This window comes from Azospirillum melinis (genome assembly GCF_013340935.1).
Taxonomy (GTDB): Bacteria; Pseudomonadota; Alphaproteobacteria; order Azospirillales; family Azospirillaceae; genus Azospirillum; species Azospirillum melinis.
On sequence record NZ_WHOS01000036.1, the window covers coordinates 1 to 15616 of the forward strand.

General features: G+C 69.0%; 13 protein-coding genes. 5 read left to right on the forward strand and 8 right to left on the reverse strand.

Translation table 11 applies throughout. From position 1 onward, the window contains the following. The 3 genes from GBZ48_RS23200 to GBZ48_RS23210 all read left to right on the forward strand — a co-directional run. Positions 1–663: GntR family transcriptional regulator (locus tag GBZ48_RS23200; protein ID WP_174473171.1), on the forward strand; the 663-nt coding region annotated here is incomplete at its 5' end. Positions 664–725: 62 nt separating this feature from the next. Further along, the gene (gene hydA, locus GBZ48_RS23205) at positions 726–2150 is read left to right on the forward strand and encodes a dihydropyrimidinase (RefSeq protein ID WP_174473172.1); all 1425 of its coding nucleotides are present in this window, start codon (positions 726–728) and stop codon (positions 2148–2150) included. Between the two features lie 47 nt (positions 2151–2197). Then, positions 2198–2614: a DUF3830 family protein gene (locus tag GBZ48_RS23210; protein ID WP_174473173.1), complete on the forward strand. Its 417-nt coding sequence runs from the start codon at positions 2198–2200 to the stop codon at positions 2612–2614. Between the two features lie 86 nt (positions 2615–2700). On the opposite strand, the gene GBZ48_RS23215 is transcribed toward GBZ48_RS23210, so the two are convergent. The 6 genes from GBZ48_RS23215 to GBZ48_RS23240 all read right to left on the reverse strand — a co-directional run bounded on the left by GBZ48_RS23215 (position 2701) and on the right by GBZ48_RS23240 (position 10405). Then, complete coding sequence (locus GBZ48_RS23215; RefSeq protein ID WP_174473174.1) at positions 2701–4377, reverse strand: ABC transporter ATP-binding protein; 1677 nt, start codon at positions 4375–4377, stop codon at positions 2701–2703. A gap of 1 nt (position 4378) precedes the next feature. Further along, positions 4379–5197, reverse strand: coding sequence for an ABC transporter permease (locus GBZ48_RS23220; protein WP_174473175.1), 819 nt, complete (start codon positions 5195–5197; stop codon positions 4379–4381). After that, entirely contained in the window at positions 5194–6138 is a 945-nt protein-coding gene (locus GBZ48_RS23225; protein ID WP_174473176.1) for an ABC transporter permease subunit, read from the reverse strand. Before GBZ48_RS23225 ends, GBZ48_RS23220 begins: the two co-directional genes overlap by 4 nt. Positions 6139–6205: 67 nt before the next feature. Further along, a complete protein-coding gene (locus tag GBZ48_RS23230) occupies positions 6206–7756 on the reverse strand; it encodes an ABC transporter substrate-binding protein (RefSeq protein WP_174473177.1) in 1551 nt (516 codons plus the stop codon). Between the two features lie 69 nt (positions 7757–7825). After that, the gene (gene ggt / locus GBZ48_RS23235; RefSeq protein WP_246307405.1) at positions 7826–9487 is read right to left on the reverse strand and encodes a gamma-glutamyltransferase; all 1662 of its coding nucleotides are present in this window, start codon (positions 9485–9487) and stop codon (positions 7826–7828) included. Positions 9488–9502: 15 nt separating this feature from the next. Further along, positions 9503–10405 carry an alpha/beta hydrolase family protein gene (locus GBZ48_RS23240; protein WP_174473178.1) on the reverse strand — a complete coding sequence of 301 codons (903 nt, stop codon included), beginning with the start codon at positions 10403–10405 and terminating at the stop codon, positions 9503–9505. Positions 10406–10684: 279 nt separating this feature from the next. Here GBZ48_RS23240 and GBZ48_RS23245 point away from each other — a divergent pair, with 279 nt between their 5' ends. After that, positions 10685–11338 carry a GntR family transcriptional regulator gene (locus GBZ48_RS23245; protein ID WP_209798283.1) on the forward strand — a complete coding sequence of 218 codons (654 nt, stop codon included), beginning with the start codon at positions 10685–10687 and terminating at the stop codon, positions 11336–11338. 137 nt (positions 11339–11475) lie between these two features. Here the strand turns inward: GBZ48_RS23245 and GBZ48_RS23250 are convergent, their stop codons facing one another. Beyond that, the gene (locus GBZ48_RS23250) at positions 11476–11844 is read right to left on the reverse strand and encodes a DUF427 domain-containing protein (protein ID WP_174473179.1); all 369 of its coding nucleotides are present in this window, start codon (positions 11842–11844) and stop codon (positions 11476–11478) included. 248 nt (positions 11845–12092) lie between these two features. Between GBZ48_RS23250 and GBZ48_RS23255 the strand changes: the two genes are divergently transcribed. Next, positions 12093–12725 carry a 3'-5' exonuclease gene (locus GBZ48_RS23255; RefSeq protein ID WP_174473180.1) on the forward strand — a complete coding sequence of 211 codons (633 nt, stop codon included), beginning with the start codon at positions 12093–12095 and terminating at the stop codon, positions 12723–12725. A 220-nt stretch (positions 12726–12945) separates the two neighbouring features. On the opposite strand, the gene GBZ48_RS23260 is transcribed toward GBZ48_RS23255, so the two are convergent. Beyond that, positions 12946–15603, reverse strand: coding sequence for an EAL domain-containing protein (locus tag GBZ48_RS23260; protein WP_174473181.1), 2658 nt, complete (start codon positions 15601–15603; stop codon positions 12946–12948). Positions 15604–15616 lie beyond the last annotated feature (13 nt).

Here is a 15616-nt window from a genome sequence, read left to right on the forward strand (position 1 = left end):
CCGCCCTCCTCCCGGACCGCCAACCTCGGCGACCGCGCCTTCGGGCACCTGCGCGAGCTGATCCTCAGCCGCGAGATCCCCGGCGGCGCCGAGGTGCCGGAGGGACGGCTGGCCGAGCGGCTGAACGTGTCGCGCACGCCGATGCGCGAGGCGCTGGTCCGGCTGGTCGGCGAGGGGCTGCTGGAGCGCACCAGCGAGCGCAGCTACCGCGTCCGCATCGTCTCGGCCCGCGAGTTCTTCGAATGCATGCAGATGCGCGAGCTGCTGGAATGCCACGCCATCGAAACCGCGGTTCCGCTGGTCGGCGACGCCGATCTGGCCGAGCTGCGGCGCGGGCTCGACGCGCTGGAAGGCGGCGAGGACGACATGCAGCACTGGCTCTACGACAACCATTTCCACAGCTTCTTCGCCCGCGTCAGCGGCAACGCGACGCTGGCCGAGACCATCACCCGCATGCGGGTGGTCGCCCGGCTGTTCCGCATCTCCAGCAGCTTCCACCGCAAGGGCGAGATCGACACGGAGCACCGGGCGGTGCTGGACGCGGTGGAGCGGCGCGACGCCGCCGCCGCCAAGGCCGCCATGCTGGCGCATCTGCGCAACCTCCAGGACGACGCCCGCCGCGCCATCGCCGCCGAGGCCAATCCGGGCGGCTATTTTTTGTAATTCCGCTTTTCCGTGATCCCGGCAACCGCAAGACCCGTCCTTCGGGACCGAGGGAGAGTTCCATGCCGCAGTTCGACACCGTAATCCGCAACGGCACGCTGGCCACCGCGTCCGACGTGTTCGCCGCCGACCTCGGCGTGATCGGCGGCCGCATCGCCGCCATCGGCGCCGGGCTGGGACCCGGCACCCGCGAGATCGATGCGGCCGGCCGGCTGGTGATGCCCGGCGGCGTCGACGGCCATTGCCACCTCGATCAGCCGACCAGCGACGGCTCGCAGTCGGCCGACGATTTCGAGACCGGCACCCGCTCGGCTGCCTGCGGCGGCACCACGACGGTCATCCCCTTCGCCTGCCAGTTCAAGGGCCAGTCGCTGCGCGACGCGGTGACCGACTACCACCGCCGGGCCGACGGCAAGGCGGTGATCGACTACGCCTTCCACCTCATCGTCAGCGACCCGACCGACCAGCTGCTCGGCCAGGACCTGCCGGCGCTGATCCATGACGGCTACACGTCGTTCAAGATCTACATGACCTATGACGACATGAAGCTGAACGACCGGCAGGTGCTGGAACTGCTCAGCGTCGCCCGGCGCGACGGCGCCATGGCGATGATCCATGCCGAGAACGCCGACTTCATCGGCTGGCTGACCGACAGGCTGCTCGCCGCCGGCCACACAGCACCACGCTACCACGCCGATTCCCGGCCGATGCTGGTGGAGCGCGAGGCGACCCACCGCGCCATCGCCATGGCCGAACTGGCCGATGTGCCGATCCTGATCGTCCATGTCTCGGGCCGCGAGGCCATCGAGCAGATCCACTGGGCGCAGGGCCGCGGCATGCGCATCTACGCCGAGACCTGCCCGCAATACATGGTGCTGACCGAGCACGACCTGCACGGCCACGGCATGGAGGGGGCCAAGTGCATCTGCTCGCCGCCGCCGCGCGACAAGGCCAACCAGGCGGCGGTCTGGGACGCGCTGGCGGGCGGCACCTTCCACATCGTCTCGTCCGACCATGCGCCCTTCCGCTATCAGGACCCCAAGGGCAAGATGCTGCACGGCGCCGACACGCCCTTCAACTGGATCCCCAACGGCGTGCCGGGCATCGAGACGCGGCTGCCGATCCTGTTCTCCGAAGGAGTGAAAAAGGGCCGCATCAGCCTCCAGCGCTTCGTCGAGCTGTCGTCGACCAACCCGGCCAAGATGTACGGCCTGCACCCGCGCAAGGGCAGCCTCGCCATCGGCGCCGATGCCGACATCGTCATCTACGATCCGGACCGCAAGGTGACCATCACCAACGCCATGCTGCACCACAATGTCGACTACACCCCCTACGAGGGGCTGGAGGTGACCGGCTGGCCGGAGACCGTGCTGTCGCGCGGCGAGGTGGTGGTGGAGGGCGGCGCCTGCGTGGCCCAACCCGGCCGCGGCGCCTTCCTGCGCTGCGACACGCCGGATCTGGCACGGCCGAAGGTCGGCGCCGACTGAAGAGACGACTGCCCTTTCCTGAATTTCAGACGCGAGGATCACCGACCATGGACGCCCTGACCATCACCGCCGGCCCCTTCACCTTCGGCGCCCGTTTCGAGACGGCCGCCGCGCCGAAGACCTGCGCCAAGTTCCGCAGCCTGCTGCCCTACGAGGGCCAGATCGTCCATGTCCGCTGGAGCGGCGAAGGGGTGTGGATTCCGCTGGGCGACACCGATTTCGGCCTCGGCTACGAGAACCACACCAGCCACCCGGCGCCGGGCCAGTTCATCCTCTATCCGGGCGGCATCAGCGAGACCGAGATCCTGCTGGCCTATGGCGGCGTCCAGTTCTCCAGCAAGATGGGCCAGCTCGCCGGCAACCACTTCATCACCATCACCGACGGGCTGGAGAATCTGGCGGAACTCGGCAAGCGCACCCTGTGGCAGGGCGCGCAGCCGATCCGCTTCGAACCGGCCCGCTGACGCGGCAGCGGACATCGGCGGTCGGAACGACCTCAGCAACCGGGCCTGGGCGGTGACGGTGCCGCGGTCCGTTTCCGGCCCGTCCGTCAGGACGGCACGGGCTCCGGAGCCACGTCGTCGAACCGCCATTTGAGCCGCACGCCCCCCTCGCCCGTCGGCGCCAGCGCCGGAATGGCGGAGAGCAGCCGCCGCGTGTAGGCGTGGGACGGATGATCGAAGACGGTGTCGCGGTCTCCCTGTTCGACGATGCGGCCGTCCTGCATGACAACGACGCGGTCGGCGATCTGTTCGACCACACCGAGGTCATGGCTGATGAACAGGCAGGAAAAGCCGTGCCGCGCCTGGAGATCGGCGAACAGCTCCAGCACCTGGGCGCGCACCGTCACGTCGAGGGCGGAGACCGGCTCGTCGGCGATCACGAAAGCCGGACGGCGGACCACCGCGCGGGCGATGGCGACGCGCTGGCGCTGGCCGCCTGACAGCTCGTGCGGATAGCGGTCGGCAAAAGGTCCGGCGAGGCCGACTTCCGACAGCACCTCTGCCACCCGGTCGGCCTTCTCGCCCCGGCCCATGGCTGGCACGGTGCGCAGGGCCTCGCCGACCAGCGCGCCGATGGTCATTCGCGGGTCGAGCGAGGAATAGGGGTCCTGGAAGACCATCTGGCAGTTGCGGCGGTAAACGGCCCATCCCGGGCCGCCCGCCCCGATCGGCCGGCCGGCATAGCGGATGGTCCCGCCGCTGGAGGGCAGCAGCCCGGCGATGGCGCGGCCCAGCGTCGTCTTGCCCGAGCCAGAGCCGCCGACCAGGGCCACCACCTCCCGCGGCATGATCGACAGGGACAGGCCGTGCAGCGCGCGCTTGCCCGCTTCCTTGCGGAACAGGCCGCGGCGGCCGCCATACTCGACGACGAGGTCCCGGACCTCGATGATCGGCGTCGCGGCGGGCGGAATGGGCCGCGCGGGCAAGCGGCGCGGCATCGCCGACAGAAGTGCCCGGGTGTAGGGGTGTTGCGGCGCGCGCAGCAGCTCGTCGCTGCGCCCCTGCTCGACGATCTCGCCCCTGCGCATGACGATGATGCGGTCGGTGTAGCGCGCGACCATCGACAGGTCGTGGCTGATCATCAGCACCGCGGTCCCGTGCGCCCGCGTCAGCCCGACCATCAGCTCGAGAACGTCGCGCTGAACCACGGCGTCGAGCGCCGTCGTCGGCTCATCGGCGATCAGCAGCGCCGGCTGGAGGAGCATGACCGAGGCCAGCATGATCCGCTGGCGCATGCCGCCCGAGAACTGGTGCGGGTAGGCGGCCAGCGCCCCGTCGGGATCGGCGATGCCGACCCGCCGCAGCATGTCGAGCACCAGGGCGCGCCGTCCGTCGGCGGACAGCGTGCGCTGGTGCACGGCCAGCCCCTCCTCCAGCTGCCGCCCGATGGTCATCGACGGGTTGAGCGAGGTCATCGGCTCCTGGAAGACCATGCCGATGCGGCCGCCACGCAGGTCGCGCAGCTCCTTCGCCGACAAGCCGGCGAGGTCGCGGCCCTCGAAGCGGATGGTGCCGGCGGTGCGGCGGATCGCCGGCGGCTGGAGCGCCATGATGGAACGCACGGCCAGCGTCTTGCCGCTGCCGGATTCGCCGACGATGCCGACGATCTCGCCCGGCGCCACCGCGAAGCTGACGCCGCGGACGACCTCCGTACCGGTGGCCGCGACGCTGAGGCTCAGAGCCTCCACGTCGAGAAGGGCGCCGGAGGAAACGATGTCGGTCATGTCAGGAGGCCCCTCTCATGCGCGGATCGAGCCTGTCGCGCAGCGCGTCGCCCAGCAGGTTGATGCCGAGCAGGGTCAGGGAGATGCAGAAGCCGGGGAAGATGGCGAGCCAGACCGCCTGGGCGATGAAGGGCCGGCTTGCCGCCAGCATGTTCCCCCAGGTCGGCGCCGGCGGCGGCACGCCCAGCCCAAGGAAGCTGAGCGCGCTTTCGGCCAGCAGAACCCAGCCGAACATCGAGGTGGCCAGCACGATCATCGGCCCGACGCAGTTCGGCAGGATGTGGCGCAGGACGGTGTAGAGTTCCGAATTCCCCATCACGCGCGAGGCCTCGACGAACTCGCGCTCGCGCAGCGACAGCACCGTGCCGCGCACGATGCGGGCGACCGAGGGCGTGTAGGCGAGGCCGAGGGCGACGATGATCCCATAGCTGTTGGCGCCGGCCACCGTCAGCAGGCCGAGCGCCAGCAGGATCGCCGGAAAGGCCAGAAGGGCGTCGTTGAACGCCATCAGGATGCGGTCGGTCCAGCCGCGCAGATAGCCGGAGACCAGGCCGACCGCGGTGCCGAGCAGGCCGGCCGCCGCGACCGTGGACAGGCTGATCAGCATGCTGGTCGCCGCCGCCGCCATCAGGCGGCTCAGCACGTCGCGGCCGAACTCGTCTGTGCCCAGCCAGTGGGAAGCCCCCGGCGGAGCCAGCCGGCCGACGAAATCGATCTTGAGCGGGTCGTAGGGAGTCCAGACCGCGCCCAGCACCGCCCCGACGACGACCGTGCCGATGATCGCGCCGCCGAGGACGACGTTGAGGGAAAGCCGTTTCATTCCGCGGTCACCCTGGGATCGAAGAGCGGATAGAGCAGATCGACCACGAGGTTCACGGCCACGTAGACGAAGGCGACGAACAGCAGGCAGCCCTGGATGACCGGATAGTCGCGCGCGAAGATCGCGTCGACGAGCAGACGGCCGAGCCCCGGAATTGTGAAGACCGTCTCGACCACCGCGATGCCGCCCAGCAGGTTGCCGAGCACCAGCCCGATCAGCGTCCAGGTCGGCCCGAAGGCGTTCTTGAAGGCATGCCGCCACAGCACGGCGGATTCGGACAGCCCCTTGGCGCGGGCATGGGTGATGTAGTCGAGACGCAGCACCTCCAGCGTGCTGGCGCGGGACATGCGGATCAGCACCCCCATCTCGTGCAGGAACAGGGTCATCACCGGCATGACGATGTAGAGCAGCGCCGCTCCCGGATCCTCGGAGAAGGACACGTAGCCGACGACGGGAAGCCAGTTGAGCTGCAGGCCGAGGAAGAGCAGCAGCAGCAGGCCGAGCCAGAAGGTCGGGATCGAATAGAGCAGCGTCGCCGTTCCGACCAGGAACAGGTCGGTGCCGGTGTTCTGGCGCCACGCGGCGATCATGCCGGCCGGCACCGCGAACAGGCTGGCCAGCAGCACGGCGATGAGAACGACACGCGCGCTGATCCAGAAGCGGTCGAGCACCAGCGGCAGGACCGGCTGGTTGGAGGTGATGGATATGCCGAGGTCGCCGTGCAGCATGTTGCCGAACCAGATGCCGAACTGGACCGGCAGGCTCTGGTCGAGGCCCAGCCGCTCATGCAGGTCGGCGAGGCTGGCCGGGGTCGCGAGATCGCCGAGCATCAGTGCGGCGGGATCGCCCGGTATGAGGCGGATCAGCACGAAGACCGTCACCGCCATGATCAGCAGCGTCGGCACCGCCATGGCGATCCGTTTGAACACGAAATGCAGCACGCCCGTCTCCTCTCCGCGGCGGGACCCTGCTACCGGGGATCCCGCGACCTCACCCATGCGCGGACGATCAGTTCCCGACCACCCTGGCGCCCCAGACGCGAGCCTTGCCTTCCCACGGGTCGGCTCCCTGGACACGCTTGGTGTGGGCCCAGGCTTCCTGACCGTTGGAGAAGATGATCAGCGGAGTCGCCTCCATCTGCCGCTTGTGCAGCTCATCGAAGATCGCCTGGCGCTGCGCCTCGTCGGAGATGGTGGACACCTTCGTGATCAGGTCCTGGACCGCGGGATCGTCCCAGATCTTGCGCGGCTGGCTGTCCTTCGGGCCCGAGAACTGCTCATAGCTCAGCGCCGGGTCGAGGCGCCCGGAATAGGAGAAGGACATCATCTGGTAATTGCCGGTGTTGTAGCGGTCGAGCTGCGTCACCCATTCCAGCACTTCGATCTGGGCGTTGATGCCGACCGCCTGCATCATCGCCTGGGCGATCACCGCGGCGTTGAAGCTGGGGACATGGACGCGCTTGTTGGCGATGATTTTAATGGGCTCGCCCTTGTAGCCGGCCTCCTTGAGCAGCGCCTTCGCCTTGGCCGGGTCGTAGGTGTAGCCCTTGGCCTGGACGGCGTCGTAGTAGGCGGAGGTGACGGCAACGCCGGAATTGTTCGGCTTGCCTTCGCCATTCGTCACGGCGGCCACCAGCTGCGGGATGTCGAGCGAGGCGGCGATCGCCTGACGCAGCTTGACATTGCCGAGCAGCGGGTCGCGCGTCTGGAACAGGAAGGTGTGCTTGGTGGTGGACGGGTAGAAGCCGGCCTCGACCGTCTTGGTCTTGTTCAGCTCCGGCACGTCGGTTTCCAGCACCTGTGCCACGTCCACCGCGCCGGAGGCCAGCGCCGCCTTGGCCGTGGAGGCATCGGGAACCACCAGGAACTTCACCGAGGCGAGCGCCGTGCGCTTGGCCCCGACCATGCCGTCGGGCTTGTCGCCCGGCGGCGACTGGTAACCGTCGAAGCGGGCGACGGTCACATACTCGCCGCGGCGCCATTCACCGAAGCGGAAGGGACCGGTGCCGACCGGCTTGTCCCAGCTGCCGTCGGGCTTCAGCGAGTCCTTGTGGAGGATGGCGGTACCGCCGCAATCGGTGCGGGCGAGGGCGTCGAGGAACAGCGCGCTGGCATGATCGAGCGTCATGGTGACGGTGCGGTCGTCCGGCGCCTCGACCTTCTCGACCTTCAGGCCGTTCCGCCCGTCGAAGTCGGAGCGGCAGCGCCAGTCCGTCTTCGGATCCATATAGCGGTTCCAGCTCCACAGCACGTCCGCCGACGTCAGCGGAGCGCCGTTGTGGAAGGTCACGCCCTGGCGCAGGCGGAAGCTGTAGGTCTTGCCGTCGTCCGACCGCTCGACCGATTCCGCAAGCAGCGGTGCGACGGAGCCGTTGGCGCGGTAGCCCACCAGCCCCTCGACCATGTGCAGGACGACGGCATCGGTGTTGTCGTCCCGGTTCACGCCCGGATTGGTGCTGCGGATGTCGGCGTTCAGCGCGACGGTGATGCTCTGGGCGGAGGCGGTCGCCGCTCCAGCCGCCAGCGCCGTGCCCAACAGGGCTGCCAGGAACCTCGTCATCGACCTACCCCTCTGTTCATGCGTCATTGTCGTTGAACGCCGGCCTGTTTGCCGGCCGGCGCGTAAAGGCTAGGAACCACCTGCCGCCGGCCCGGATGGCCCGGCCGGCGGACGCACGCGGATCGCCATGCCGTCCCGCTGCGGATCGGCGCCACCGCTGCAGACCCCGCCGTCGATGCGGATGCCGTGCAGGGCGGCGAAGGCGTAGCTCTGCCACGACCGCTTCACCGCATAACCCTGCTCCGCCAGCGCATCGGTGACCGAGCGGCGGATGCGGTTCGACACGTCGATGGTGTTGGAGACCGCCATGACGCGCGGGGCGCTGACCGCCTCCAGCATCGGCATGCCGAAGTCGATCACGTTCATGATCCCCTGCGCCATCGCCGGGGCGATGTAGCTGCCGCCCGGCGCCCCCATCACGACGAAGGGCCGGTCGCCCTTGAAGACGATGGTCGGCGCCGCGGAGCTGGCGCGCCGCTTGCCCGGCGCGATGGAGCCGGCGCGCCCCGGCCGCGGGTCGAAGCGGGCCATGGTCCCGTTGTACATGAAGCCGAGACCGTCGGTAATGGCGCCCGACGGGCTGCCCAGCGTGTGCGTCAGGGCGACGGCATTGCCCTGGGCGTCCACCACCGAGATGTGCGTGGTGTCGCGGCTGGATTTGTCGAGCCGCGACACCTCGGCGCGGTTGCCGGCGCGGATGTCCTCGGCCAGCGCCCCGCAATAATCCTTGGCGATCAGCCGGTCCACCGGGACCTCCACATAGGCCGGGTCGCCCATGTGCCTGTCCTTGTCCACCGTCATCCGCTTCATCGCCTCGGCAAGCAAGCGGACATGCTCGGCCGAGCCATGCTCCAGCGCGCCGATGTCGAAATTCTCCAGGATGTGGAGAAGCTGGAGCATCGGGAAGCCGCTGGCCGGCGGCGGGCTGGTCGAGATGCGGTGCCCGCGATACTCGCCCCAGACCGGCGCCGCGGTCGAAACCTCGTAGGCGGCGAGATCGTCCAGGCCGATCAGCCCGCCATGCACCGCCATGTCGGCGGCGATCTCCTCCGCGATCTCGCCGCGGTAGAACAGGTCGGGTCCGCCCGCCGCGATCCGCTCCAGCGTCCGCGTCAGGTCGGGGTTGAGGACGAGATCGCCGGGGCGCTTCACCGTGCCGTCGGGCCGGAAATAGATGTCCCGGCCGGTGCGGCTGTGGCGCAGCTTGTCGATGGTGTCGACCTCGCCGCTGCCGCTCTGGTCGAGCGACCAGTACCAGTGGACATGGGGCCGGACCATGAAGCCGCGCCTGGCCTGGGCGATGGCCGGGGCCATCACGTCGGCCCAGTCGAAGGTCCCGTAGCGGCCGAGCGCCTCGGCATAGCCCTTCAGGCTGCCCGGCGTGCAGACGGCGAGATGGCCGATCTCGCTGATGCCGCCTTCGAGCAGGAAGCCGAAGCCGTCGCGCGTCTGGCCGAGCAGCAGGTCGGTCCACATGTCAGGCCGGGCGGCGAGCGGGGCGCGGGCGTAGAATTCCAGGATGTCGTGGACGCCGCGTCCCGGCATGTAGACCTGCATCGAACCGAAGCCGCCGATGCCCGACATCTGGGGATCGACGACCCCCTGGACGAAGGCGCAGGCGATGGCCGCGTCGACGGCGTTGCCGCCGCGCTCCAGCACCTCCGCCCCGGCTTCCGCCGCCTCGGGCTGGGGGGCGACGATCATCGCCTCCCCGATCCGCTCTGCCACCATGATCGGCCCCCCCTCTCAGCCCCTGGCCGCGCGGCGGCGCTTCAGCATGTCGGCGAAGAAGTCCTGGACATGGCCGACCACCTTGTTGCCGTCATGCGGGACGTTGGGGACCAGATCGAAGCGGACCCGCATGCCGGCGGCCTCGAAGGAGCGGCGCAGGCTGTCGAGCCGCTCCGGCCGGGTGCGGCCGGCGTCGTTGGCGCCGGGCATCCAATGACGGCCGCCCTCGCGGTGGGTGATCTCCCAGGTCTCCAGATCGGCGGCGCCGACCACCATCTGGACCGGAACCGACGCCATGGCCGCGGGATCGACCTCGATGCCGAAGCGCGCCTTCATGTCGCGCACGCCGACCCACCAGTCGCGCGTCGGGTCGAGCAGCGTCACCGATCCCGGCGCGCCGATGGAGACGGCCCACAGCCGCTGCGGCCGCAGCAGGAAGAAGCGGTTGGCGAAATGCCCGCCGCCGGAATAGCCGAACAGGGCGAAACGGGACACGTCGAAGCCATAGCGCTCCCCGACCTCGTCGACGATGGACAGCAGCACCTCGTCGTACCGGATGTCGGCTTCCTGCATGTACTTGAAGCCGTCGCGGTTGCCGTCGCCGCGCACCCCCACCGGGAACAGCGGGCAGAGGATGGCGCAGTTGTTCCAGCGGCCGAAGTCGGCGAAGGCGTCGCGGTAGGCCATGAAGGCGCGGCCGGTCCCGTGCATCACCACCGCCAGGTCCGGAGCGGCGCCCTCGACCGGCGGCGGAACGTAGAGGCAGTAGGAAAAGCGCGGATCGTGCCGGCTGGCGAACACCGTGGTGTGGCCGAGGTCGTAGATTTGCCGGCCGCGGTCCTGCGGGGCGCCGATTTCGGCATCGGCACCGGCCTTGGCACCGGCGGGACCGCCCGGGGGCGCGTCGAGGAGAGTCATCGCGGTTCCAATTGGTATAGAAATTGGCGCCAAAATTGGTTACACATTGCCGGCGCGTTGGCAAGGGGGCAATTCCGTTTTTCCGATGATCGGTGGGCACAGCGTTCCGCCGGTCCGGATGGAAGGAGGTGGCGAGCGGATTCCGGCGGAGGGGGAAATCCCCGGACATCCGTTGCCGCCTGCGCGGGGCCGCCTTACGATACGGCGCGCCGGCTCCGGTGCCGTCTTCGGCGCCGCCGGAGCGATGGTTCAGACAGAATGCGAGGTCACCTGCGTCCCATGAGCGTCAAAGCGGATCCTGCCTCCGGCAACCTCGTCGACCGCATGGCGCGCGACATCCAGGCCGGCGTCTTCGCGCCGGGAATGTGGCTGAAGCAGATCGACCTGGAGACCCGCTACGAGGCCAAACGGATGGAGGTGAGGCGCGCGCTCGACCAGCTCGCGCTCAAGCGGCTGGTGCGGCATGTGCCGAACCGGGGTTATCACGTCCATACCCCCGACAACCGACAGGCCGAGGAGGTGCGCGAAGTCCGGCTGATCCTGGAGACGGCGGCGGCAGGCAGCGTCGTCGCCAATGCGACCGCCGCCGACATCGCGGCGCTTCGTGCGCTCGCGCAGCGCTTCGCCGACCTCATCCTGGAGGGAACGCTGCTGGACCTTTACGAGGCCAACATCGCCTTCCACGCCAAGCTGCTGGCGCTGGGGTCGAACCGCGAGCTGATCAACATCGTCTGGGAATTGCGGGGACGCGGCCCGTCGGCGCCGGTCACCCAGTGGAAGACACGCGCGCGCATCGAGCAGTCGAACCGCGAACATTTCCACATGGTCGAGGCCATCGCGGCCGGCGACGCCGACGCGCTGCGCCGGCTGACCGCCGACCATATCCTGCAGACGGAGGAACGTCAGCCGACGCAGCGAGACGACGGCGCGTGATCAGGACAATCGCGTTTGAGAACATGTTTGTAGCCGGGCCATACGGGCCGGTGCGGAGCGGCGGCCAACACGGTCCGGACAGAAGCTGGCACTGACCGGGCCGACTTTGCGGAAAGCGATTCTTCCGCCGGCTGCCGCTATGTGGCCGCGTGCTCTTCGATGCTATCGACGCGTTCCGGATAAAACGCCAAATGTTCGCGGATGGCGGCCACGGCAGGATAGGGAGTCTCGTAGGTCCAGACAGCGTTGACCGCGACGCGATCGCCCACGCGCAGGCTGTAGTAAGTGGCATCGCCTTTGTAAGGGCAATGCGTCGTGTGCGCCGTGCGCTCGAAGGCCGTCATGTCGGCATCCGCGCGGGGAATATAGTGGACCACGGGCAACTTCGCCTCCGTCAGCGTCAGGGCGCGTGCCGTGTCGGCGACGACCCGGCCGGCGAAGACGACACGGATCCGATTCGGGTTGGGGTTTATCGTGATGGGATGCTCGGGGCCGGGAATTTTCACAGCGATACTCCTTGCTCGCCAGTGGTCGCGCCGGTCATGGCGCGGCCATCATGCCATAGACCAGCGACTCTTGATCCCGACCTGTCGGAATCAAGAGCTTCGGCGGTATGGGCCGGCCACTTATGACCGTGGTGCCGCCGATCGGCGGCCGGCGCTCTCGCCATGCTACTCTGGGCGGCGTGACGGAGCGTTGTCCCTGTTTCACATCCGTGCCACAGGTGGCTCCACCGATGAAAGATGGGATCTCAATGAGCATGCAGCCATGGGAAGGACGTGACCGGCTGGTCGCGATCGACATCGAGACGACCGGACGGCGCCTGCCGAGCCTCCAGGACATCCGCAAGGCGCCCAAGGGCCTGCGTCAGCCCGGCATCATCATCGAGATCGGGTGTCTCGAACTCTTCCGTGAGGGCGATGGCTGGAGGAAAGCGGGCAGCTGGGAGTCGCGGGTCAACCCCGACGCCCCTCTCCATCCCGACGCCATCAAGGTGCACGGCATCAAGCCAGCCGACCTGAAGGCGGCGCCCCGCTTTCCCGAGGTGGCCGACGCGCTTCTCGCCTTCCTTGGCGAGGATCTTCTGGTGGCGCATGCCTATGAGAACGAGATGGACTTCCTGAACTACGAGTTCGCGCGCTGCGGACGCGCCGCATGGGGTGCCGACACGTTCCCGGCGGACCGGTTCATCTGTACCAAGGAGATGTCGCACGCGGTCTTCCCCGGGGCTTCAGGCTCGCTCGATGCGCTGTGCGATCGGCTGTGGCTCGACCGGAGCGATCGCTTCGCCCACCATGGCGCGCTGCTCGACGCAGACCTGACGGCTGACGCCTTCGTCAAGATGGCGTTGGGAGATACCGGCCCGCGCGACGCCGTGTACGAGTGAGGCGCAGCGCTTCGTCTCTCTGCATGCCGCCGTCTGCAACACCGTCACCCTCCGGCACCGCCTGGCCTCCCGCCGCACCCTGCGCACCTTTCGGGGCGCAGGCAATGGCCGATTGGCTGGCCGCGACCGCAGCGCCGTGACGCAGTCGGCGGATGCCAGGTTCTATGCAGGCCGGTTCAGTTCCCGTGACAATGCCTCCGCTGCGGCTCGGATGGACACATCAAGGTCGGCCGGCGTCAAGCAGCAGCGCTTCGGCGTCGGCCACGGACAGCGGGCGGGCGAACAGGTAGCCTTGAGCATAGTCGCAACCGATCCGGGTCAGGACCGCCCGCTCCTCTTCGGTCTCGACCCCTTCGGCGACGACCTCCAGCCCGATGCGGTGGGCCAGCTCGACGATGCCGCACAGCAGCGATTCCTGCCTGGGATCGCTGCCGAGCGCGCTGACGAAGCTCTTGTCGATCTTCACGATATCGAAGGGCAGGCTGCCGAGGTGCGACAGCGAGGAATAGCCGGTGCCGAAATCATCCATGCACAGCTCCACGCCCAACGCATGAAAGCGTTCCAGAATGGCACGTGCCTGATCATGGTCAGCGACGGTCATGCTCTCCGTCACCTCGACCTTCAATCCGGCGGCGCGGCCGCCGGCCAGATACGCCAGCATGTCGTCGACATAGCGTTCGTCCCACATCTGGCGGGCCGACAGGTTGACGTTGACGGTCAGGGCCGCACCCCCGGCCATCCGGCGCCAGCGACCGAGCTGCTCCACCGCCCGTTCCAGCACATGGCGGCCGAGCGGCAGGATCTGGCCGGTTTCCTCGGCGACCGGGATGAACTGGGCCGGGCTGACCGGACCGAGGTCAGGGTGGCGCCAGCGCACCAGCGCCTCGAACCCGGTGAGCCGGCCGTCGGGAAGCGAGACGATCGGCTGATAGACCAGGAATATGTCGCCGGCCTCCAGCGACGGGGTCAGATCGCGTTGCAGGCGGCTGCGGATCAGGATCGCCTCGCGCAGGGAAGCGTCGAACAGTACGGTGCGCCCCTTGCCATGCTCCTTGGCACGGTAGAGCGCGATGTCGGCATCGCGCAGCAGGCCATCGGGATCATCGCTGGTGCCGTCGTCGACCGCCAGCCCGATGCTGAGCCCGACCCGCAGTTCCATGCCGCCGACGCAGAGCGGGCGCTGGAAGGCGGTCTCCAGCCCCTGGGCGCGGGCGATCGCCGCCTCCCGCCCGGACGGGACCGCGACGACGAATTCGTCGCCGCCCAGCCGGACGACGAACTCCCCTGCGTCCATCAGGCCGGCGATCCGCTCCGCCGTCGCGACCAGCACGCGGTCGCCCACCGCATGGCCCAGGCTGTCGTTGACCACCTTGAAGCCGTCGAGATCGAGGAACAGCAGCGCCAGATCGCTGCGGCCGATACCCTCCGCTGCCCGGCTCTCGCGCAGCCAGTGGATCAGATAAGCGCGGTTGGGCAGACCGGTCAGGAAATCGTGGGTGGCCTGATGGACCAGCCTCGCCTCGTAGGATTTGCGGTCGCTGACATCGGCGGCGGAGCCGGCCAGCCGCGCCACCCGGCCGTCCGGACCGGCGGCGACGATGCCGTGAAGATGAAGCCAGCGGACGGCGTCCTCCGGCGTTGGCCCATCCGGCTTCGGCCCTTCCGGCTTCGGGTTGGGCGGCAGGACGCGGAACTCCACATCGAAGCTGGCGCCGTCCGCTCCATGCTCGCCCTGACGGATCGCGGCGAGCACGGCATGCCGGTCGTCGGGATGGATGTGGGCCAGCAGGGCGGCGAGGCCGGGATCGCCGCCGTCGGCCGGCAGATGAAGCATCTGGCGCAGGCGGGCCGACAGGTAGAAGTCTCCGCTCTCCAGGTCCCAGTCCCACAGCCCGTCGTTGGTCGCGGCGGCGGCCATGGCATAGCGGCGCTCGCTCTCGCCCAACCGGCGCGTCTTCTCCTCGATGGCGGCGAACAGGTCCCGCAGGGCGGTCCGGCTGTCCTCCAGGCTGCGTCCGAGCAGACCCAGCTCGTCCCGCCGGAAGCCAGCTTCACGCCGCCGGCCCCCGCCCTGGAACGGGCGATCGAGGTCGCGGCGGGCCAGACGCCGGGCGTCCTCCACCAGACGGCCGAGCGGGCCGACGATGCGGCTGCGGGTAAACCACACGGCGGTCCCGGCCAACGCCAGGACCAGCACGGCGATGATGCCGCCGCCGACCGCCATCAGCCATTGCAGGGCCTCGATGTCGGTCAGGGTGGCGGCGGTCAGCCGCGCACGCTGCGCACTCAAATGGCTGTTCAGCGCCGCCAGCCCTTTGACCGCGTCGCGGCGGCAGGCGTCGAACGCCTCCGCCGGGATGGCCGCCGCCGGATCCTCCATCTGCACCTGGATGGCGTCGAGAAAGGCGGCGATGGCGGCAATGGCCCGCGCCTCGTCCTCGCCGGGGGTGACGATGTCGCGGTAGATCGCAAGATTGGCCCGCGCCAGGGCCAGGGACCGGTCCAGCGCCGCATGGCCGCCCGCCGCATGGCCGCCTGCCGCATGGCCTGCCGTGCCAGCCTGCGCGCCCTCGCGGAAATGGTCGATGACGCCGCCCAGGCCGAGATGCCCGCGGACCTCCGACAGCGCGTCCGATCTGGTGGCGGCCTGTAGATCGTAATCGCGCCAGCCGTCGGCCACCCTGTCCATGCCCTGCATCAGTTGCAGCCCGACCGCCAGCATCACGGCCAGACAGACGACCAGGGCCGCCGCCAGCAGCAGTGCCGAGCGGGCGATGGTCAGGGTCCGGCGGCCCGTTCCGGAGCCGCTTCCGGGGCCTGCCCTGTCATGCATGGCACCGGGCAGGGCTCCGGACTCTTCACTGACGATGTCGGTCACCCCGGTTTTCCCT